The sequence below is a fragment of the Vibrio sp. OPT41 genome (genome assembly GCF_015163595.1).
In the GTDB taxonomy this organism is placed as follows: Bacteria; Pseudomonadota; Gammaproteobacteria; order Enterobacterales; family Vibrionaceae; genus Vibrio; species Vibrio alginolyticus.
Genome location: NZ_JADDYH010000029.1, coordinates 41,310 through 59,855, shown reverse-complemented (window position 1 = coordinate 59,855; position 18,546 = coordinate 41,310). Strand labels below are relative to the sequence as shown.

Below are 18,546 nucleotides of genomic sequence, written 5' to 3'. Positions count from 1 at the left end.
AAGCCCCGTGTATTTTCAATCGGTGAGGTTGGGAAATCCAAGAAAAAGGGCTCCATCCGGAGCCCTATTATTATTTGCTGTTAAGATTATGCGTTAGCGGCATTAAACTCAACTATTTGACGTCGATAAGATGCTAAACGATCTGGCGTCATTAAGTTGCGCTGGTCATCAAGTACGTTACCACCTAAGTCATCAGCAATTTGCTGTGCAGTTCGGAGCATTAAGTTGAAGTTCTGTTCAGCCTCGCCATAACAAGGCAATGTCATGAAGAATGAAATACCCTTCGTTGTAAACTCAGCAGGATCAGCATGCTCAAACGTACCAGGGTGCATCATATTAGCGACGCTAAACAGCACTTTGCCGTTACCGGACAAGTCAACATGACGATGGAAAATATCCATCTCGCCATAAATTAGACCGTTTTGTTGCATACTTTCAAATAAAGCAGTACCAACAAATGGCTCTTCACCAGCACAGTGCACATTCAATACAATCACTTGCATTTCAGGTGCTGGCTTTGGCTCTTCCTTAGGCTCTGCAACGACAGGCTCACTAACCGTTTCGACTTGCTGTTCTTTCTCCGTAATATCAAACGCGGCGGGAATAGCGTCTTCTTCCACAGCGGGCTGGAATGGCTCTTCAGCTACTGTTGCTTGAACAACAGGCTCAACGTCCTCTTCTTTATCTTTTTCTGCAACAAATGAAGGGATGTCATCCGGCTCCTGCTGCGTCTGTTTGACTTCAGATGGGCCACCGAATAACGGGTCAGATTCAAACTTGTTGTCGAAAGAATTCGCCATCCCAAAATCTGGCTCTTTGCGATCTTTGCGAATGATCTCAAAGTCATCTTCAGGAGCGGGAGCGAAGTCTCGTTCTTTCTCAACAAGATCATTTTTGTCTTCTTGGTCAACATCCAGCTTACCAAGTGGCTTGTTACCAAACTTTGCTTTGCCTTCTTTTTTACTGCTCCATAAACCATGAAACAGTAATGCCGCGATGGCTAATGCGCCAACAACAATGAGTACGAATCGCAATTCCTGCATTATTTACTCTCAATATACTTGTTTTTACTACTCGCAGTTCCTTGAGCAGCAACCCAAGTGCAATAAATCTGAATGATACGTTTACTTTACCAAAACTATATGTAGATTTAGAACAACTTAATGCAAGAAGTTCCGTTTTTTGTTGTGATTCTTGCCACGATTCCACTTAACAAGACGTCATTTGTCAGGGCATTGAAAGAAAAGTCCTCACAGGTACAATGAGTTTTCATTTACACGAAGCCAAAATAGACATGAAGCAAAACAATCAGCAGAGAACCGGGTTCGGTTATTTTCTATACGGGATACAATTGGCACTTGCCCCTAAAATCAGGCGCTTTGTCATCTTACCTCTACTTGCAAATATCTTGCTTGTAGGTGGTGCCATCTTCTATCTATTTTCAAACCTTAATATATGGATAGAAGGCTGGATTGGGCAGCTGCCTGAGTTTTTATCCTGGTTAACTTACATTCTTTGGCCTTTACTCGCTCTGACGATACTCGCTACCTTCTCCTATTTTTTCAGCACGCTCGCGAACTTTATCGCCGCGCCATTCAATGGCCTCTTGGCTGAAAAAGTGGAAGAGTACTTAACGGGACAAAAAGTAAATGATGATGGTTTCACTGCCGTCCTGAAAGATGTTCCTCGCGTTTTAGCTCGTGAGTGGAGAAAGCTCCTTTACATTTTACCTAAAGCAATAGGCCTATTCCTATTATTGCTCATCCCTGCCCTTGGACAAACAGTAGGCCCATTTTTATGGTTTATCTTTACCGCCTGGATGCTCGCGATTCAATATTGTGACTACCCGTTTGATAACCATAAAATCCCATTTAACGACATGCGTTACAAATTGAAACAAAAGCAAGGTAAGGCCTATGGCTTTGGGGTATTGGTGTCTGTGTTTACGACGATCCCAATTTTGAACCTCATTGTCATGCCTGTAGCAATATGTGGTGCAACCGCTATGTGGGTCGCGGAGTTTAAGCACCAACGATAGTCGATTAGAGATTAAGGAAAGGGATCAGCGCCAGCTTTTCCCTTTTCTTTTATCAAGTTCTGGGCCAACCTAATAAGATATAACTTTTTAATCCTTTTCCCTTTTTTTCATACCGCATATTCTTCTATCCATATTCACACAACGTGTAATGAAGGAACATCACTATGAGCAAAATCTACGAAGATAACTCTCTTACTATTGGTAATACACCTCTCGTTCGTCTAAACAAAGTAAGTAAAGGCAAAGTTCTCGCAAAAATTGAAGCGCGTAACCCTAGCTTCAGTGTTAAGTGCCGTATCGGTGCAAACATGATTTGGGAAGCAGAGAAAGCGGGCCTTCTTAAGCCAGGTGTAGAGCTTGTAGAACCTACCAGTGGTAACACTGGTGTTGCTCTAGCATTCGTAGCGGCTGCTCGCGGTTACAAGCTAACATTGACCATGCCTGAATCAATGAGCCTAGAACGCCGTAAGCTACTAAAAGCACTAGGCGCGAACCTTGAGCTGACTGAAGCGGCGAAAGGCATGAAAGGGGCGATTGCTAAAGCAGAAGAAATCGTAGCAAGCAACCCTGAGAAGTACCTACTTCTTCAACAATTTGACAACCCAGCGAACCCAGAAATCCACGAAAAGACTACGGGCCCTGAGATTTGGGAAGCGACAGACGGTGAAATCGACGTATTCGTTGCTGGTGTTGGTACGGGCGGTACTATTACAGGTACAAGCCGTTACATCAAAGGTGAAAAAGGCAAAGCCATCACTTCTGTTGCAGTTGAGCCAGCAGAGTCTCCGGTTATTGCACAAGCACTTGCTGGCGAAGAAATCCAACCTGCCCCGCACAAAATTCAAGGTATCGGTGCTGGTTTCATCCCTGGTAACCTCGATTTAGACATTATTGACCGTGTTGAGCAAGTTACCTCAGAAGAAGCGATTGAGATGGCTCGTCGCCTAATGGAAGAGGAAGGTATCCTAGCTGGTATCTCATCTGGCGCAGCGGTTGTTGCAGCGAACCGACTTGCGGAACTACCTGAATTTGAAGGAAAAACAATTGTAACTGTCTTGCCAAGTTCCGGTGAGCGTTACCTAAGTACAGCACTCTTTGCAGGTATCTTTACCGAAAAAGAGAACCAACAATAATATGTGTTCAAATCAATTTTTAGTTTAAAAAAGCCCCGTTTAGGGGCTTTTTTGTTGATCCCTGCCCTACCTTTGGTAATATCAGGGTGTTTTATTTCTAGCTTCAAAATAAAGAAGCAGAACACAAAAAGGTTTCAAAGTGATTACGCACGCAAACAGTTGCGTAGTTACCAAACTTTTGACTAGTATCAGAACTGACGCGCTTTGAACTCTTCCCGTGCTAGCGCACAAGATGTAAAGCAGTTAAGCTAAAATCTGGTCACAAACTAACAAAAAAATACATTTATTGGGGTATATCACATGTACGAGAAGCAAGTAGAAATCACAGCAGAAAACGGCCTTCACACTCGTCCAGCTGCACAGTTTGTTAAAGAAGCGAAAGCATTCGACGCAGACATCACTGTGACTTCTAACGGTAAAAGCGCTAGCGCTAAGAGCCTGTTCAAACTACAAACACTAGGCCTAGTAAAAGGTACTCAAGTTACTATTTCTGCTGAAGGCCCACAAGCTCAGCAAGCAGTTGACCACCTAGTTGCTCTAATGGACCAACTACACTAATCCGGTCTCCTACTCCAGAAGCCATTTTGTGAAAGCAAAATGGCTTCGTTGGAAATAGGCTCAAAACTAAGCTAAAACTATTCGTTAGCGCACCCATTATTCTCCCGTTTTATAAAGTTGACCAAACTTAAGGTAAGGCTATGATTTCAGGCATCCTAGCATCTCCTGGTATTGCAATCGGTAAAGCACTACTACTTCAAGAAGATGAAATTGTCCTAAACACAAACACTATTTCTGACGATCAAGTAGAAGCTGAAGTTCAGCGTTTCTTTGACGCTCGTAACAAATCTGCAGCTCAGCTAGAAACTATCAAGCAAAAAGCGCTTGAAACGTTTGGCGAAGAAAAAGAAGCGATCTTTGAAGGTCACATCATGCTTCTTGAAGACGAAGAGCTAGAAGAGGAAATCCTAGCACTTATCAAAAACGACAAGATGACTGCTGATCACGCTATCCACTCAGTGATCGAAGAGCAAGCATGTGCTCTTGAGTCTCTAGATGACGAATACTTAAAAGAGCGTGCAACTGACATCCGCGATATCGGTTCTCGTTTTGTTAAGAACGCACTAGGCATCAACATTGTTTCGCTTAGCGATATCAGCGAAGAAGTAATTCTTGTTGCTTACGACCTAACGCCATCTGAAACTGCGCAAATTAACCTAGACTACGTGCTTGGTTTTGCTTGTGATATCGGCGGTCGTACATCTCACACTTCAATCATGGCTCGCTCACTTGAGCTTCCAGCTATCGTTGGTACTAACGACATCACGAAGAAAGTTAAGAATGGCGACATGCTGATTCTTGACGCAATGAACAACAAGATTGTTGTTAACCCATCAGAAGCTGAGCTAGAAGAAGCGAAAGCGGTTAAAGCAGCATTCCTAGCTGAAAAAGAAGAGCTAGCGAAACTGAAAGACCTACACGCAGAAACGACTGACGGTCACCGTGTAGAAGTTTGCGGTAACATCGGTACAGTGAAAGACTGTGACGGTATCCTTCGTAACGGCGGTGAAGGTGTTGGTCTGTACCGTACTGAATTCCTATTTATGGACCGTACTGCGCTACCAACTGAAGAAGAACAGTACCAAGCGTACAAAGAAGTTGCGGAAGCAATGAACGGTCAAGCTGTGATCATCCGTACTATGGATATCGGCGGCGATAAAGATCTCCCATACATGGATCTTCCAAAAGAGATGAACCCATTCCTAGGTTGGCGTGCTGTACGTATCAGTCTGGATCGTCGTGAAATCCTTCGTGATCAGCTACGTGGCATCCTACGTGCTTCTGCACACGGCAAACTGCGTATCATGTTCCCAATGATCATCTCTGTCGAAGAAATCCGTGAGCTTAAGAAAGCGATCGAAGAGTACAAAGAAGAGCTACGCGCTGAAGGCCACGCGTTCGACGAAAACATCGAAATCGGTGTTATGGTTGAAACTCCTGCTGCTGCTGCGATCGCACACCACTTAGCGAAGGAAGTGTCTTTCTTCTCTATCGGTACAAACGACCTAACTCAGTACACGCTAGCGGTTGACCGTGGTAACGAGATGATTTCTCACCTATACAACCCACTATCACCAGCTGTACTTACAGTGATCAAGCAAGTTATCGACGCTTCTCACGCAGAAGGTAAATGGACTGGTATGTGTGGTGAACTTGCAGGTGACGAGCGTGCAACACTTCTACTTCTAGGTATGGGTCTGGACGAGTTCTCAATGAGCGGCATTTCAATCCCTAAAGTGAAGAAAGTAGTTCGTAACTCTAACTTCGCAGAAGTGAAAGCAATGGCTGAAGAAGCCCTTTCTCTACCAACAGCAGAAGAAATCGAAGCCGTGGTAGAAAAGTTTATTGCTGAGAAAGCTCAGTAATCGGTAGTACCAAGTAATTCAATACTTAATGGCCATTAGACGGCGAAAAAAGTCGTCTAATGAGCTATATTGGTATACTATAATTCGACAGAATAAAACCAAACCTTAGGAGCATGACACAATGGGTCTGTTTGACAAACTTAAGAAGCTTGTATCTGATGACAGCGCTGACGCTGGTGCTATCGAAATCATCGCGCCACTTTCTGGTGAGATTGTAAACATCGAAGACGTGCCAGATGTTGTTTTCGCTGAGAAAATCGTTGGTGACGGTATTGCTATCAAGCCAGCAGGCAACAAAATGGTAGCTCCTGTAAACGGTACTATCGGTAAGATCTTCGAAACTAACCATGCGTTCTCTATCGAGTCTGACGACGGTGTTGAGCTTTTCGTTCACTTCGGTATCGACACAGTTGAACTAAAAGGCGAAGGCTTCACGCGTATCGCTGAAGAAGGTCAAACTGTTAAAGCTGGCGACACTGTAATTGAATTCGATCTAGCTCTTCTAGAAGAGAAAGCGAAGTCAACGCTAACTCCAGTTGTTATCTCTAACATGGACGAAATCAAAGAGCTAAACAAGCTTTCTGGTTCTGTAACTGTTGGTGAAACTCCAGTTCTACGTGTAACTAAGTAATTTTTACTTAATCGAACACGAAAAAAACGCTGCCAATGGCAGCGTTTTTTATTATCTGACTTTTTTCTGAGCGATGGGCATCGCTGAAACCCGCTCAGCTAAGTAATCCAAGTGCCGAACTCGGCCTTTGCTTTGCCTGAGCCAATAACGCAGTTGTCGCATCTTGGAGCACTTGAGAACGCACCATTTCCGTAGATTCTCTTGCGAAGTCTGTATCTCTTATTCGACTCTTGGATTCTGTAACACTCCGATTCACAGTATTTAAGTTATCCACCGAACCATTTACACGGTTCTGAAAGCTGCCAATTTCACTTCGGTGCGAATCAACGTACTTAATTGCTGCATCAATCACCCCAACTGAAAGCTGCGCCTTACCTGCCGTCGACATATCGATGTCATCCATTGTGACTAATTGACCAGCGCTCACATCAAGCTCATCCGCTAAACTCCCATCGAGAACCACACCCTCTGGCGCCTTCATCGTAGAAGCGAAGAATTGCAGTTCGTTGTTTTCCGTTACTGAAGCATTCACTATCGATTGTTGAGCATTGATGTAAGTGGCGACCTGTTCTATACGGTCACCCAATTTGAGTCCAATGGATTCCGTTTGGGTTTGCCCTTTACTGTCTTGGTATTCGACTTTTAGGGTTTGGTTATCTTTAGTGACTCGCCAATCTTTATCGACCGCATCACCAACATAATGCTGCCCTCCCATCTCTGGGATATGGCTACGCATGTTACGTAACGTCAAAGAGATTGAATTAGCGTTCGCGCCAATATGGAAACTTTGTGAACCGTAAGATCCATCAAACAGGTTTTTATCCGCAAATGTTGTCGTGATCGCGACACGATCAAGCTCATCTTGCAGCGCTACGACCTCATATTGAATACTTTGCCGATCACTTGAGTCATAACTGCCGTTTGCTGCTTGAAGCCCCAGAGAGCGTAAGCGTTGCAATATGTCACTGCTTTCGTGCAATGCTCCCTCCGCTGTTTGAGAAACAGAAAAAGCGTCGTGTGCATTTCTTAAGGCGACATCAAGCCCTCTCGCTTGTACATGGAGAGTATTCGATATCTGTAAACCTGCCGCATCATCGCTCGCCGAGTTGATTCGAAATCCCGAAGTTAGGTTGCGTTGTGAATCAACATTTTGCGCAGCTGCTTGACTCAGGTGTCTCTGCGCCACCATCGCAGAAACATTGGAATTTAAAGAGAGCATCTAATCGATATGAATGCCTTATCGAACATACTGTCAGGACACATCTGAATCGTTATAGCCAATAAGCAAAAAGCCAGGGATGAGCCTGGCTTTGGTTTCTTGCTTTGTTAAATTGATTAACCTAGCAGACTTAGCGCTGAGTTTGGCGCTTGTTTCGCTTGCGCTAGAATTGAGCTTGACGCTTGCGATAGAATTTGTGATTTGGTCATTGCCGTCGTTTCTTTCGCGAAATCTGTATCTTTGATACGGCTCTTCGACGCATTCACGTTCTCGTTAATGTTGTCCAAGTTGCTGATTGCGTGGTTGAAACGGTTCTGGAAAGCACCCAGCTCTGCACGGTGGCTATCTACGTATTTCAGTGCCGCATCGATGATAGCAACAGATTCTTGTGCGCCACCAACTGAGGTTACGTCGATAGTATCTACCGTTACTTTTTTGCCTTCGCCCAGACCTAGTTCACCAGATAGACCGCCTGAAAACTCGACCTCGCCCTCAACTTTGTTGTTGCCTGCGAAGATTTGCAGTTTACCATCTTGGTCTACTGATGCTTTCACTAGGTCAGTTTGACCGTTAATGTAAGTCGCAAGCTCTTCGATATCGTCACCCGCTTTTGCGCTGATGTTGATTTCTTGCTCTTGGCCGTAGCTGTCCGTTAGGTTGATTTTTAGGTCGTTCTTACCTTCAGCAACGTTCCAGTCTTTACCTTTACCACTTTCAGCTTGGTAGCTCACACCGCCCATCATTTTGTTGTCTGAGCGCATGTCTTTTAGCTCAAGCATCACTGCTTCACCGTTATCCGCACCGATTTGGAACGATTTCGCACCGTGTGTGCCGTTTAGTAGCTTGTTACCACCGAAAGAAGTGGTTTCTGCGATACGGTTTAGTTCGTCATTTAGCGCGGTCACTTCTTCTTGAATCGCAACACGTTCTGCTTTCGAGTTTGAACCGTTTGCTGATTGTAGAGACAAATCACGCATACGTTGAAGAATGTTAGTGGTCTCGTTCATTGCACCTTCAGCAGTTTGTGCAATCGAGATACCGTCGTTCGCGTTACGAACAGCCACATCCAGGCCACGGCTTTGTACGTTCAAGCGGTTCGAGATTTGAAGACCCGCAGCGTCGTCTTTCGCGCTGTTGATTTTGAAACCTGAAGACAAACGTTCCATAGAAGTTTGTTGTGCTGAGTTTGCGTTGTTTAGGTAACGCTGAGCGGTCATCGCTGATACGTTTGTGTTTACATTCACTGCCATGGTGATTTCTCCAATTGATTTTCCGATGTAGCGGTTTCCGACGTCTCGGAAAACCAAGTAGTTCTCTCAAAGTTACCTCTATTAACGACACCAAATTCAGAAGCTTTAGAAAAAAGTTTAAAAAAATAACATTGCGAGATTTAGCTAATAAAATTGAAGAAAAGTAAGAAAAAGTGCTCAAGTTTCCACAAATCGAGCCGAGAGTGCCAAATTGTATAGAAAACCAGCGAAAGGAAACAATTGAAGATAAGTTCGCAGACGATAGACGTAAGAATTAGAAAAGAAAAAGCCCCTTTTCCTTTGAGAGAACTGGGGCTAGGTTGGTCGCCAGAGCCTATGTGGAGATCAAGAGAAATGAACACATTTCCGGCATACCGAGTGCAACTTTACATTGAAAATGATTGGCAGGTGAGAGATGAGAGAGCCGCTCATTCTATTGTAAAGTTGCTTGCCAAAAGCCTGCATTCCCATCCACGTCTGAATGTATTGAGCACAGGCTAAGTAAACTACTGCAATAGTGACATTGCAGAGTTTGGCAACTGTTTCGCTTGAGCAAGAATCGATGTTCCTGCTTGTTGCAAAATTTGTGCTTTGGTCATTTGCGTGGTTTCTTTCGCAAAATCTGTATCTTTAATTCGGCTGTTCGATGCGTCAACGTTTTCTTGGATATTCGCCAAGTTGTTGATGCTGTGACTCAAACGGTTTTGCTTCGCACCTAAGTCTGCACGTTGCGAGTCTACGTATTTCAGTGCCGAATCCAGCACAGAAATCGCGTTTTGAGAACCTTGTACCGTGGTCATATCAATATCTTGTACTGACGTTCTGATAGGTTCATCACTCAGGCCAAGCTCAGATGCTAATCCACCAGAAATAGAAATCTCACCCTGAACGTTTGGATGCGCGACAAAAACTTGCAACTTGCCATCTTCACTTACAGACGCATTAATCATATCAGACTGACCATTAATGTAAGTGGCAAGCTCTTCGATGTCGTCGCCCGCTTTGGCATTAATGTTGATTTCTAGATCATCAACATTGCCGTCTTCGTCTTCACCCATACCTGGTAGCGTGATCTTCAAGTCAGATTTAGCTGGGTCAACGCTCCAGTTTTTATCTTTACCGTTCTCAGATAAGAAGGTCACACCGCCCATGCGAGTATCGTCCGCACGAATGCTGGTGAGTCCCATGATCATTGCTTCACCTGAGCTCGCACCAATCTGGAATGCCGCTTCACCGAATGAGCCGTTCAATAGACGACGACCACCAAATGAAGTGGTTTCTGCAATACGGTTTAGCTCGTCAATCAATGCCATTGACTCTTCGTTGATCGCCTGACGCTCAGCCGGAGAGTTAGTACCGTTCGATGATTGAATCGCAAGGTCACGCATTCGTTGCATGACAGAGGTTGCCTCATTCATCGCACCTTCAGCGGTTTGTGCAATCGAGATACCATCGTTCGCGTTACGCATTGCGACATCTAGGCCACGAGACTGTGCAGTTAAGCGGTTAGAGATCTGTAGACCTGCCGCATCATCTTTTGCACTGTTAATCTTATGTCCTGAAGATAAGCGCTCCATCGACGTGTTTAATTCATCAGTCGCTTTGTTTAGGTAACGCTGCGCGGTCATCGCGGAGACGTTAGTACTAACTGTTACAGCCATTTTGCTCTCCTGTTGAGTTCGCAAGATTTTGCGAAGCGGCCAGCTTTACTCTCATTTGGATAAGCACTGACCGTAAAAGTTACTTGCTAAATCTGCCTTAAACGCAGGGTTTAGAATCTCTAAATCTGTTCTGATATTTTCAATACAATTTGTGTGCCAACTTGCGTAAATTATTTAACTACTTTTAAAAGAATCAGATAAACAATAAGTTAGCTTTATCATTAAGCTATTTCAGGTTTGTCAGACTCATCTTAGCCCAAGGGTATTGAACGCTGCCCTGTTGCCGCCCGACTTGCCTCCCGCCTCATTGCCGCTTTGGGTAAAATCGTGCCGCATGACATCTCAGACTCTCAGGTTACGCCGACTTATCGCGCTTAAGGCTTTGCACATAAGGCATCAAAATCAGACAATGTGTATGAGTGCCATACTAGATGTAGTTAAACAACGTTAGATCTTTGGTCTTACCGAATGCTTGTTGCGATGCCTGTAACGCTCGCGAGTTTTCACTGAACTCGATCACGGCTTTAGAGTAATCCAAGTCCTCAAAGTTGCTCTTCGCTTTTGCGAGAGACAAATTAAAGTCTTCATGATTTTGCTCTTGGATATCCAGCGTACTCAATCGAGCACCGGCATCTGTACGCGCTTTATTCAAATGGATAAAAGCAGCGTGGAATTCTTCTGTCATTTGGTGCAATTTGGCGGTCGCCGACGTATCCGAAACCGATTTGTCTGACCATGCCATTGCATCCTTGAAGGTATCGAAAATGCTGAACTCTGCCCGCTTTTCGATCTCAATGCTGTCACCAGGCGTAATTTGGCCTTTTACGTGCACTTTCAGGCCTTTGTATTCAATCCCTTTCTCTGGAGAAAACTCATCGGCATCCACTACTTTGCCGTTACGCTCTAATTGGTAACCAAATTTGCCGTTATTCATATCGACAAATGTCACGCGATACGCCGCATCATCCTTCGTATCAACGTTAGTGGCTCTGTTTAATAGCAACTCAGAACCGTTTTGTAGATCGTAATTCGGCTGATAATCGCCAAATGGGTTTGGTATCTCCATAAACAGCTTGCTGCCAGGATCGTTCATTGGCATCTCAAGCATGCTAGAAACTTTCATTTTGCGCTGATAATCGTCCCCAGCGTATTGCACGCTACCATCTTTATCGCGATAAAATGGTTGGCTTTTTGGCTTAGTGCCAGCAAACACGTAGTTACCAGATTCATCTTGCGAGTTCACCAAGTTAAGGAAGTTGTTCGCAATCTCTTCTAGCTCACGCTTCTTTGCTTGTCGGTCTTCAGCAGAAAAGGCACCGTTAATCATCTCCATCGTTAAGCGCTTCGACTCGTCGGCAAAATTCTCCGCATTGGCGATATTAACTTCGTGGTTTTCTAGACGATTACGCACCAACACTATCGAGCTAAGATATTGTTGTAGCTGTTCTTGTTGCTGACTAATGTTTTGGATGTAATGCGCAGCGAGGGGGTCGTCACTAGGTTTCAGTAACTTTTTCCCTGAAGCAAGCTGCTCTTGGTTGTGGTGAACCTTATTCTCTTGACGACGCAGATCATTTTGTACGGACTGATAGTTATGGAAACTAGAAATTCGGGTTAGCACTTATCTCTTCTCCTTACCTCAGTTGTAAAATGGTATTGAAGGTATCATTCGCCGCTTGCATCACACGTGATGAAGCCATGTACGCTTGTTGAAACTTCATCATGTTGGCCGCTTCTTCATCGAGGTTAACGCCAGAGATAGAAGCAACGCGCTCTTGTGCCGCCTCATGCTCTAAGCGAGCGACAGAGGCTAATCGGTTTGCTGTAGAAGATTTCAATCCGACTTCGGTATTGAGGTTGTGATAAACATCGATCAAAGTACTGGATTTTCCGTCCATCATCTTATCTGTTTGGATCTTCTGCATTTTTCTCAAGTTGCCATTACCACCTTCCGAAGGCACCAAGTTCGCGGTGAACTTGTCATTCATCAGCGCACCTTCGCTCAGCTCAAATACAGTCGCATCGCCATTTTTATACAGCGGATGACTTTTCGGCACTGAGATTTCAATCATCGGGTTATCTTTGTCTAGCGGGTATGAGTATTTGTCCGATAGCAAATTGCCTTTGTTGTCCGTGATCTTTAACCATGGCTTATCATGTTTCTCGTCGGCTGGTTGTACGGTGACCTCAAACTCTTTAACATCCCCCGCCTCACGAATTTTGAACTTGGCGTTACCTTGAGCAAAAGTGGTTGAAGCTTCATAACTTTGCGCGGCAATGGCTTTTACATCATTGGTTTCCATCTTGATGATGGCTGCGCCACTTCGTGTTGGGCGCAATAATACGCGCTCACCAGCGGCAAGACCTTCACCGATTTGCACTTTCATACCATCCAGAACAAACGAAGAATCTGATTGATCAATGTTCAACGACATTTGCTCACCTTTCGGTGTTGTCACGCTATACTGGTCGCCATCATAACGTAGCGAATATTCACCACCTTTGATCGCTGAAATATCATCAATGTAAACCGCAACATCAGCTTGAGAGTCAGGCGCAGCAAAAACTCGAGATTTTGCCACCAGCTCAGAGTTCACGTCGGTAAATACGTCTTTACCTATCTTACCGTTAAGATCCAGACCTTGAGATTGCAGCTGATTAATTTTGTAGGAGAAACCCGTCGCTAAACGGCCCATTTCATCTTGCAGTTGTGGAATGTGTTTGTCGCGCATTTCAAGCAAAGCGCCGATTTTGCCATCCATGTCGTCAGACTTGATCGCTTTAATGCCATCCCCTTCCACCATTGCTAAGCGTCTTTGATGAACATCCGGATAGCCATCGATCATTTTGAGCTGGCTTGCTTCCGTGCCAGAAACAAGAGTGTGTCCATTGCCGATATGAACATTAAACCCTTCCGCATTTTTGCGTGGGGTTACGGTAACTTTGGTGTACTCTGACAGCTCAGTAACCAGCTTTTCATGCTGATCCATCAGGTCATTATGTGGGCCGGGAGTACGCATCATCAGTCGATGAATATCGCGAATTTCCAACGCAAGTTGGTTAACGCGCTCAATGCCCATATCCAATTTTTTATTGGTGACATCAGATTGCAGTCGCACGGTTTCATGGAAGTCATTTAATGTATCAGAGAAGATTTTCGCCTTTTCCAATACCACTTTTCGTGCCCCTAAATCGTTCGGGGTATCTGCCATGGTTTTTACCGCATCGAACCACTCATTCAGGTTCTCAGGAATTTTCTTCGATGCCACGGAGCTCAACATGCTAGAGAGCATATCAAGATTGTCTTGGGTATCCGTTTTGTTGGCATTGTTGGTCGACGACAGGTTCAGTTCATTCACGGCAAACTGATCCCACGAGCGGCGAACATTTTCCACATGCACACCCATGCCGTAGGTAGAACCACCAAACATGCGCGGATCATTCGTGCCTTGGATAACAGACTGACGGCTATAACCCTCTGTATTAACATTAGAAATGTTATGACCAGTGGTGTTTAATTGTCTCTGAGCAGTAAGCACACTTTGAGTACCTACATTCAGAAGATCTGACGCCATACATGCCCCCAAAAACGAAATATAAATCGGCAAAACCGATCACCTAGACACATTAAAAGCAAAAGATGTGCCAAGTGATAGAAAGGCGTAGATGTTCAGATAAAGTGAAGGCTTGCACTATGGCAAGCCTTCGAGAACGTCATAAATTGTCGCAGAGACATTACATACTTTCGATTTTATCCTTCACCTGCAGGACTTTATCTGCGTAATTCGGATCGGTCGCGTAACCCGCACTGTGGATACCGCGAATAAACGACTCTGAATTCCCGCGTTGCTGCAATGCTGTATCGTAACGTGGGTTGTCATTCAAAAATCGTACAAAGTCATTAAAGCTGTCTTCGTAACTTGAGTAGGAGCGAAACGCTGCCGTCTCTTTCACTGGCGTGTTATCGTGGAACTCTAAAGTTTGAGTCGTCACTTTGTCACCCTGCCAGCTTCGATCTGCTTTGATATTAAATAAGTTGTTGCTGCTGCCACGCGCGTTCTTCACGACCTTTTGTCCCCACCCCGTTTCCAAAGCGGCTTGCGCAAGTAGCAGAGATGGCTCGACACCTAAGGCTTTCGCAGCTTTCTCCGCGTATGGCTTCATCGAGTTAACAAAGGATTCTGGTGAATCGAATCGAGTGGGTTCATTGCTTGGTCGAGATAGCTGACCAGACTCAATCAAGCGCTGTTCAATCTCGCGCGCTTTTTTCGGGTCAACACGACGATATTCCGCAGCATTGTTTGCCGCATCACGCATAGCCGTTTCTTTTTTGTCGTTCCCTTGCCCAGCCGTTAATTGCTTAACAATCATATCGGCCAGTCCCATTGAACCAGACGAACTCAATTCACTCGCCATCTGTTCATCCAACATTTGTCGATAGAACTTCTCGTTTTGGCTGTTCATCATGTTGGACTCAAAGCCCTCATTGGCTTCTCGCATGGATTTCAACATCATGGAGGTGAAAATAGATTCGAACTGACGAGCTGCTGCACGCAGTGCTTCTTGCTCGCCATCTTTACCTTCCTTCACTGCTTTTTGACGCAAGGTATCCAGCGAACTGATGTCATGAATAAAACCAATGTCGTTAGGATTGTTCATTATACCTACCTCCTAACCATTAAATGATGATCAACTGGCCTTCAATGGCACCAGCTTGTTTCAATGCTTGCAAGATAGCCATCAAATCCGACGGCGCTGCGCCGACTTGATTCACTGCACGGACCAAGTCATCCAACGTTAAGCCTGGCTCAAACTTAAACATCTTGCCCTGCTCTTCGCTGACTTCGATATCCGAGTCTGGTACGACAACGGTTTGCCCACCAGAAAAGCCGTTAGGTTGGCTAACATTCAGGTTTTCTTTGATCGCAACCGTCATGCCGCCATGCGTTACTGCTGCAGGTTTAAGACGCACATGCTTACCAATTACGATGGTGCCCGTTCGTGAGTTAACGATGATTTTGGCTGCACCATCTGCTGGGTCGAACTCTAGGTTTTCGATTGCCGATAAGAACGCAACACGCTGGCTGACGTCACGAGGAGCACGCACGCGCACTGATGTCGCGTCAACAGCGCTCGCCATTTGTGGGCCAAGGAAGTTGTTTACAGCATCCGCCATACGTTGAGCCGTTGTGAAGTCTGACTCAAGCAAGTTGAACGTGATGTAATCACCACGACCAAATGGGTTTGGAATTTCTCGCTCTACTGTCGCACCACTAGAGATAAGACCAACGGTTGGATTGTTACCTACGATTTTAGAACCGTCAGCGCCTTCAGCACTGAAGCCGCTCACTACTAAGTTACCTTGAGCAACCGCGTAAACTTGACCGTCGAGACCTTTGAGGAACGTTTGCAGCAAGGTGCCACCACGCAAACTTTTAGCACTTCCGATGGAAGAGACAGTCACGTCCACTTGCTGACCCGGTTTAGAGAAAGGCGGCAATTCGGCCGTAACCATGACTGCGGCAACGTTTTTAATTTTTGGCTTTGTGCCCGGCGGCATCTGAATGCCGAAGTTTTGCAGCATGGCGGCGAAACTTTGCTCTGTAAACGGGTTCGCTTCACCCGTACCAGGTAAGCCTGAAACCAAACCATAACCCACGAGTTGGTTGCTTCGTACACCTGCCACTTGCGCGACGTCTTTGATACGTGCGGCTTGGGCTACGGTAGAAAACAGAGCAACGCTCATCAGTACTAAAAGGAGTTTTTTCATGCTTACTTATCTCTTGCAGTCAAATTGCCGTCAGCACGGCGTGTTATAGCGCTACATTAAAGAATCGTGCCAAGAAGCCTGGCTCTTGCATATCTTGTTGCAAACCAGTGCCAGAGTACTGAATTCTTGCGTTAGAAACGCGATTTGATGCAATGGTGTTGTCGAAATTAATATCATCCGGACGAATAGTGCCACTTAAACGTATGTACTCATCACCCGTATTTAGCGTCATCCACTTCTCACCGCGGATCACGAGGTTGCCGTTTGCCAGTACTTCGATCACCTCAACAGTGATGTAACCACTGATGCTGTTGCTCTGCTTTGCAGAAGAGTCACCTGCAAATGAGTTGGAGTTGTTTAAGTCATAAGAGAAATTATATTTTCCGCCAATTTGCAGCTCTTCTCCGCCCACTTGAAGCGGGTCCATTTGCGCTTCATTGGTTTTCGATAAATCGGCATTTGCGCTTTTCGTCGCACTGGTTGTCTCATCCAGTGTTACGGTAATAATGTCGCCAATACCACGTGGTTTAGAATCGTCGTATAGGTCGGTAATGTGCTCGGCGCTAAACAACGAACCTGTTGCAGCAGCGTAATGCTCAGGCTTGTTTTTCGGATGAATTGGAGCCCAAGCAGGGTCGCCAGCAACCGGATCACTTCTACCACGTAAAGTATCTACAATACCGCTGCTCTCTTCTTTCGATTTATCGCCTTCTACTGCGTCGACCACAGTGGTTGCTTGTGTCACTTCATCCGTTTCAATCGGTTCCAACATGGCACATCCCGACATCGTAGCAATCAAAGCGAGTAGGCAAATACGTTTCATCGTGAGCTCCTCAAATCTTGCTCTTAATCGTTACAATTGCTGGTTAACGAAGCTCATCATTTTATCGACTGACGAGATCACTTTTGAGTTCATTTCGTAAACGCGCTGGGCTTCGATCATGTTGACCAACTCTTCCGTTACATTCACGTTGGACGCTTCCAGCATGGATTGACGAATTTCACCCAAACCGTCCAAACCTGGAACACCCTCTTGTGGATCGCCACTGGCACCCGTTGGTAAGTAAAGGTTCTGACCAATTGGCTCTAGGCCACCCGGGTTAACAAAATCTGTAATGGTTAACTGACCAACGACTTGGTTGTCTTGCTGCCCTCGGACACGAACCGACACTTCACCATCCGTACCGACAGTAATAGAAATCGCATCTTCTGGAATCACAATTTCAGGCTCTACAGGGTAGCCAGAACCCGACGTGACTAACGTGCCTTCACCATTTAGCGTGAACTGACCGTTACGGGTATAACCGATGTTGCCGTCCGGCAATGTCACTTGAAAAAAGCCGTCGCCTTCCACCATCATGTCCAGTGCGTTGGTCGTTGTCTGTGCATTGCCGTGCGTGTGCACTTTTTGCGTCGCAACCACTTTAGAACCCGCACCTAGCATCAAGCCACTTGGCAGTTCCGTGTTCTGAGATGACTGGCCGCCAGGCTGGTTGATGTTCTGATAGAACAGATCTTCGAATACTGCACGGCTCTTTTTGTAGCCGACAGTAGAGGCGTTCGCCAAGTTGTTCGAAATCGTGGCAATGTTGGTTTGTTGGGCGTCTAGACCTGTTTTACTTACCCATAGTGCTGGATGCATAGTGAACCTCTAACTCTGTTAACTCATACGAAGCAGTGAATCTGAAGATTTATCCATTTCTTCAGCTGTGCTCATCATCTTGACTTGCATTTCAAACTGACGTTGTAAGTCAATCAATGCGGTCATTTCACCTACGGCATTCACGTTACTGCCTTCTATCGCTCCCGTCTGGAGGCTAACAGTCGCGTCTGCTTCGTAAGGTTGGTTTGGAGTTTTATGGCGAAATAAGCCATTGGTGTCTTTAAACAAGCTTTGATCATTAGGCTTAACAAGCTTAATGCGATCAACCGCTTGGAATTCTTCTGCCGGGGCACCTTGAGGAAGTACAGAGATGGTGCCATCCCGACCGATTTCAATTTTGGAGAGAGGAATAGGCAAAGTAATCGGCGCGTCGTTTTCACCCAGCACCAAATGACCACTTGCGTTGGTAAGCATGCCATTTTGATCGACTTTTAGGTTGCCGTTACGGGTCAACCCTTCTTTCCCTGTGTGATCGAGTACCGATATCCAACCGCTGCCTTCAATCGTCACATCCAGATCACGCCCTGTTGTAATCACGCTACCTTGAGCAAAGTTATGCCCTGGACGCTCTGTCATGCTGAACACACGTGAAGGATGGCCTTCACCATAAGCCTGCATTGAGCGAGCCTGTGCTAAATCAGCCCGAAATCCGGTCGTGCTTACGTTAGCCAAGTTATTAGCGCGCAATTGTAGTGCCTGCATATTTTGCTTGGCGCCACTCATTGCGAGAAACAGTGCGCGATCCATAAATTACTCCA

16 protein-coding genes are annotated in these 18,546 nt (G+C 45.4%); 5 read left to right on the top strand and 11 right to left on the bottom strand.

Annotated elements, in window-relative coordinates; genetic code table 11:
- Window positions 1-86: 86 nt before the first annotated feature.
- Complete coding sequence (gene zipA, locus IQP38_RS13120; RefSeq protein WP_017634828.1) at window positions 87-1,043, bottom strand: cell division protein ZipA; 957 nt, start codon at window positions 1,041-1,043, stop codon at window positions 87-89.
- 251 nt (window positions 1,044-1,294) lie between these two features.
- On the opposite strand from zipA, the gene cysZ reads away from it, so the two are divergent.
- The 5 genes from cysZ to crr all read left to right on the top strand — a co-directional run bounded on the left by cysZ (window position 1,295) and on the right by crr (window position 6,225).
- Window positions 1,295-2,038, top strand: coding sequence for a sulfate transporter CysZ (gene cysZ, locus IQP38_RS13115; protein WP_025998633.1), 744 nt, complete (start codon window positions 1,295-1,297; stop codon window positions 2,036-2,038).
- A 164-nt stretch (window positions 2,039-2,202) separates the two neighbouring features.
- Window positions 2,203-3,171 carry a cysteine synthase A gene (cysK, locus tag IQP38_RS13110; protein WP_005382045.1) on the top strand — a complete coding sequence of 323 codons (969 nt, stop codon included), beginning with the start codon at window positions 2,203-2,205 and terminating at the stop codon, window positions 3,169-3,171.
- A gap of 300 nt (window positions 3,172-3,471) precedes the next feature.
- Entirely contained in the window at window positions 3,472-3,729 is a 258-nt protein-coding gene (locus IQP38_RS13105) for an HPr family phosphocarrier protein (protein WP_005382043.1), read from the top strand.
- Window positions 3,730-3,869: 140 nt separating this feature from the next.
- On the top strand, window positions 3,870-5,594 hold the full coding sequence (gene ptsI, locus IQP38_RS13100) for a phosphoenolpyruvate-protein phosphotransferase PtsI (RefSeq protein WP_017634829.1): 1,725 nt from the start codon (window positions 3,870-3,872) through the stop codon (window positions 5,592-5,594).
- A 121-nt stretch (window positions 5,595-5,715) separates the two neighbouring features.
- Window positions 5,716-6,225: a PTS glucose transporter subunit IIA gene (gene crr, locus IQP38_RS13095; RefSeq protein WP_005382041.1), complete on the top strand. Its 510-nt coding sequence runs from the start codon at window positions 5,716-5,718 to the stop codon at window positions 6,223-6,225.
- A gap of 94 nt (window positions 6,226-6,319) precedes the next feature.
- Here the strand turns inward: crr and IQP38_RS13090 are convergent, their stop codons facing one another.
- From IQP38_RS13090 to flgF, 10 genes are all read right to left on the bottom strand, one after another.
- The gene (locus IQP38_RS13090; RefSeq protein WP_017634830.1) at window positions 6,320-7,444 is read right to left on the bottom strand and encodes a flagellin; all 1,125 of its coding nucleotides are present in this window, start codon (window positions 7,442-7,444) and stop codon (window positions 6,320-6,322) included.
- A gap of 116 nt (window positions 7,445-7,560) precedes the next feature.
- A complete protein-coding gene (locus IQP38_RS13085) occupies window positions 7,561-8,694 on the bottom strand; it encodes a flagellin (RefSeq protein WP_005380447.1) in 1,134 nt (377 codons plus the stop codon).
- A gap of 506 nt (window positions 8,695-9,200) precedes the next feature.
- Entirely contained in the window at window positions 9,201-10,355 is a 1,155-nt protein-coding gene (locus tag IQP38_RS13080; RefSeq protein ID WP_005382038.1) for a flagellin, read from the bottom strand.
- Between the two features lie 427 nt (window positions 10,356-10,782).
- Window positions 10,783-11,976, bottom strand: a complete 1,194-nt coding sequence (gene flgL / locus IQP38_RS13075; RefSeq protein ID WP_047102907.1) for a flagellar hook-associated protein FlgL — start codon at window positions 11,974-11,976, stop codon at window positions 10,783-10,785.
- A gap of 13 nt (window positions 11,977-11,989) precedes the next feature.
- Window positions 11,990-13,930 (bottom strand): flagellar hook-associated protein FlgK, encoded by a 1,941-nt coding sequence (flgK, locus tag IQP38_RS13070; protein WP_054579494.1) that lies wholly within the window; start codon window positions 13,928-13,930, stop codon window positions 11,990-11,992.
- 160 nt (window positions 13,931-14,090) lie between these two features.
- Window positions 14,091-15,017 carry a flagellar assembly peptidoglycan hydrolase FlgJ gene (gene flgJ / locus IQP38_RS13065; protein ID WP_054579495.1) on the bottom strand — a complete coding sequence of 309 codons (927 nt, stop codon included), beginning with the start codon at window positions 15,015-15,017 and terminating at the stop codon, window positions 14,091-14,093.
- 16 nt (window positions 15,018-15,033) lie between these two features.
- A complete protein-coding gene (locus tag IQP38_RS13060) occupies window positions 15,034-16,125 on the bottom strand; it encodes a flagellar basal body P-ring protein FlgI (protein WP_054579496.1) in 1,092 nt (363 codons plus the stop codon).
- Window positions 16,126-16,168: 43 nt separating this feature from the next.
- Window positions 16,169-16,948 (bottom strand): flagellar basal body L-ring protein FlgH, encoded by a 780-nt coding sequence (gene flgH, locus IQP38_RS13055; RefSeq protein WP_005382033.1) that lies wholly within the window; start codon window positions 16,946-16,948, stop codon window positions 16,169-16,171.
- Between the two features lie 30 nt (window positions 16,949-16,978).
- Window positions 16,979-17,767 (bottom strand): flagellar basal-body rod protein FlgG, encoded by a 789-nt coding sequence (flgG, locus tag IQP38_RS13050; protein ID WP_005382032.1) that lies wholly within the window; start codon window positions 17,765-17,767, stop codon window positions 16,979-16,981.
- 18 nt (window positions 17,768-17,785) lie between these two features.
- Window positions 17,786-18,535: a flagellar basal-body rod protein FlgF gene (gene flgF, locus IQP38_RS13045; RefSeq protein ID WP_005382031.1), complete on the bottom strand. Its 750-nt coding sequence runs from the start codon at window positions 18,533-18,535 to the stop codon at window positions 17,786-17,788.
- Between the last annotated feature and the right edge of the window lie 11 nt (window positions 18,536-18,546).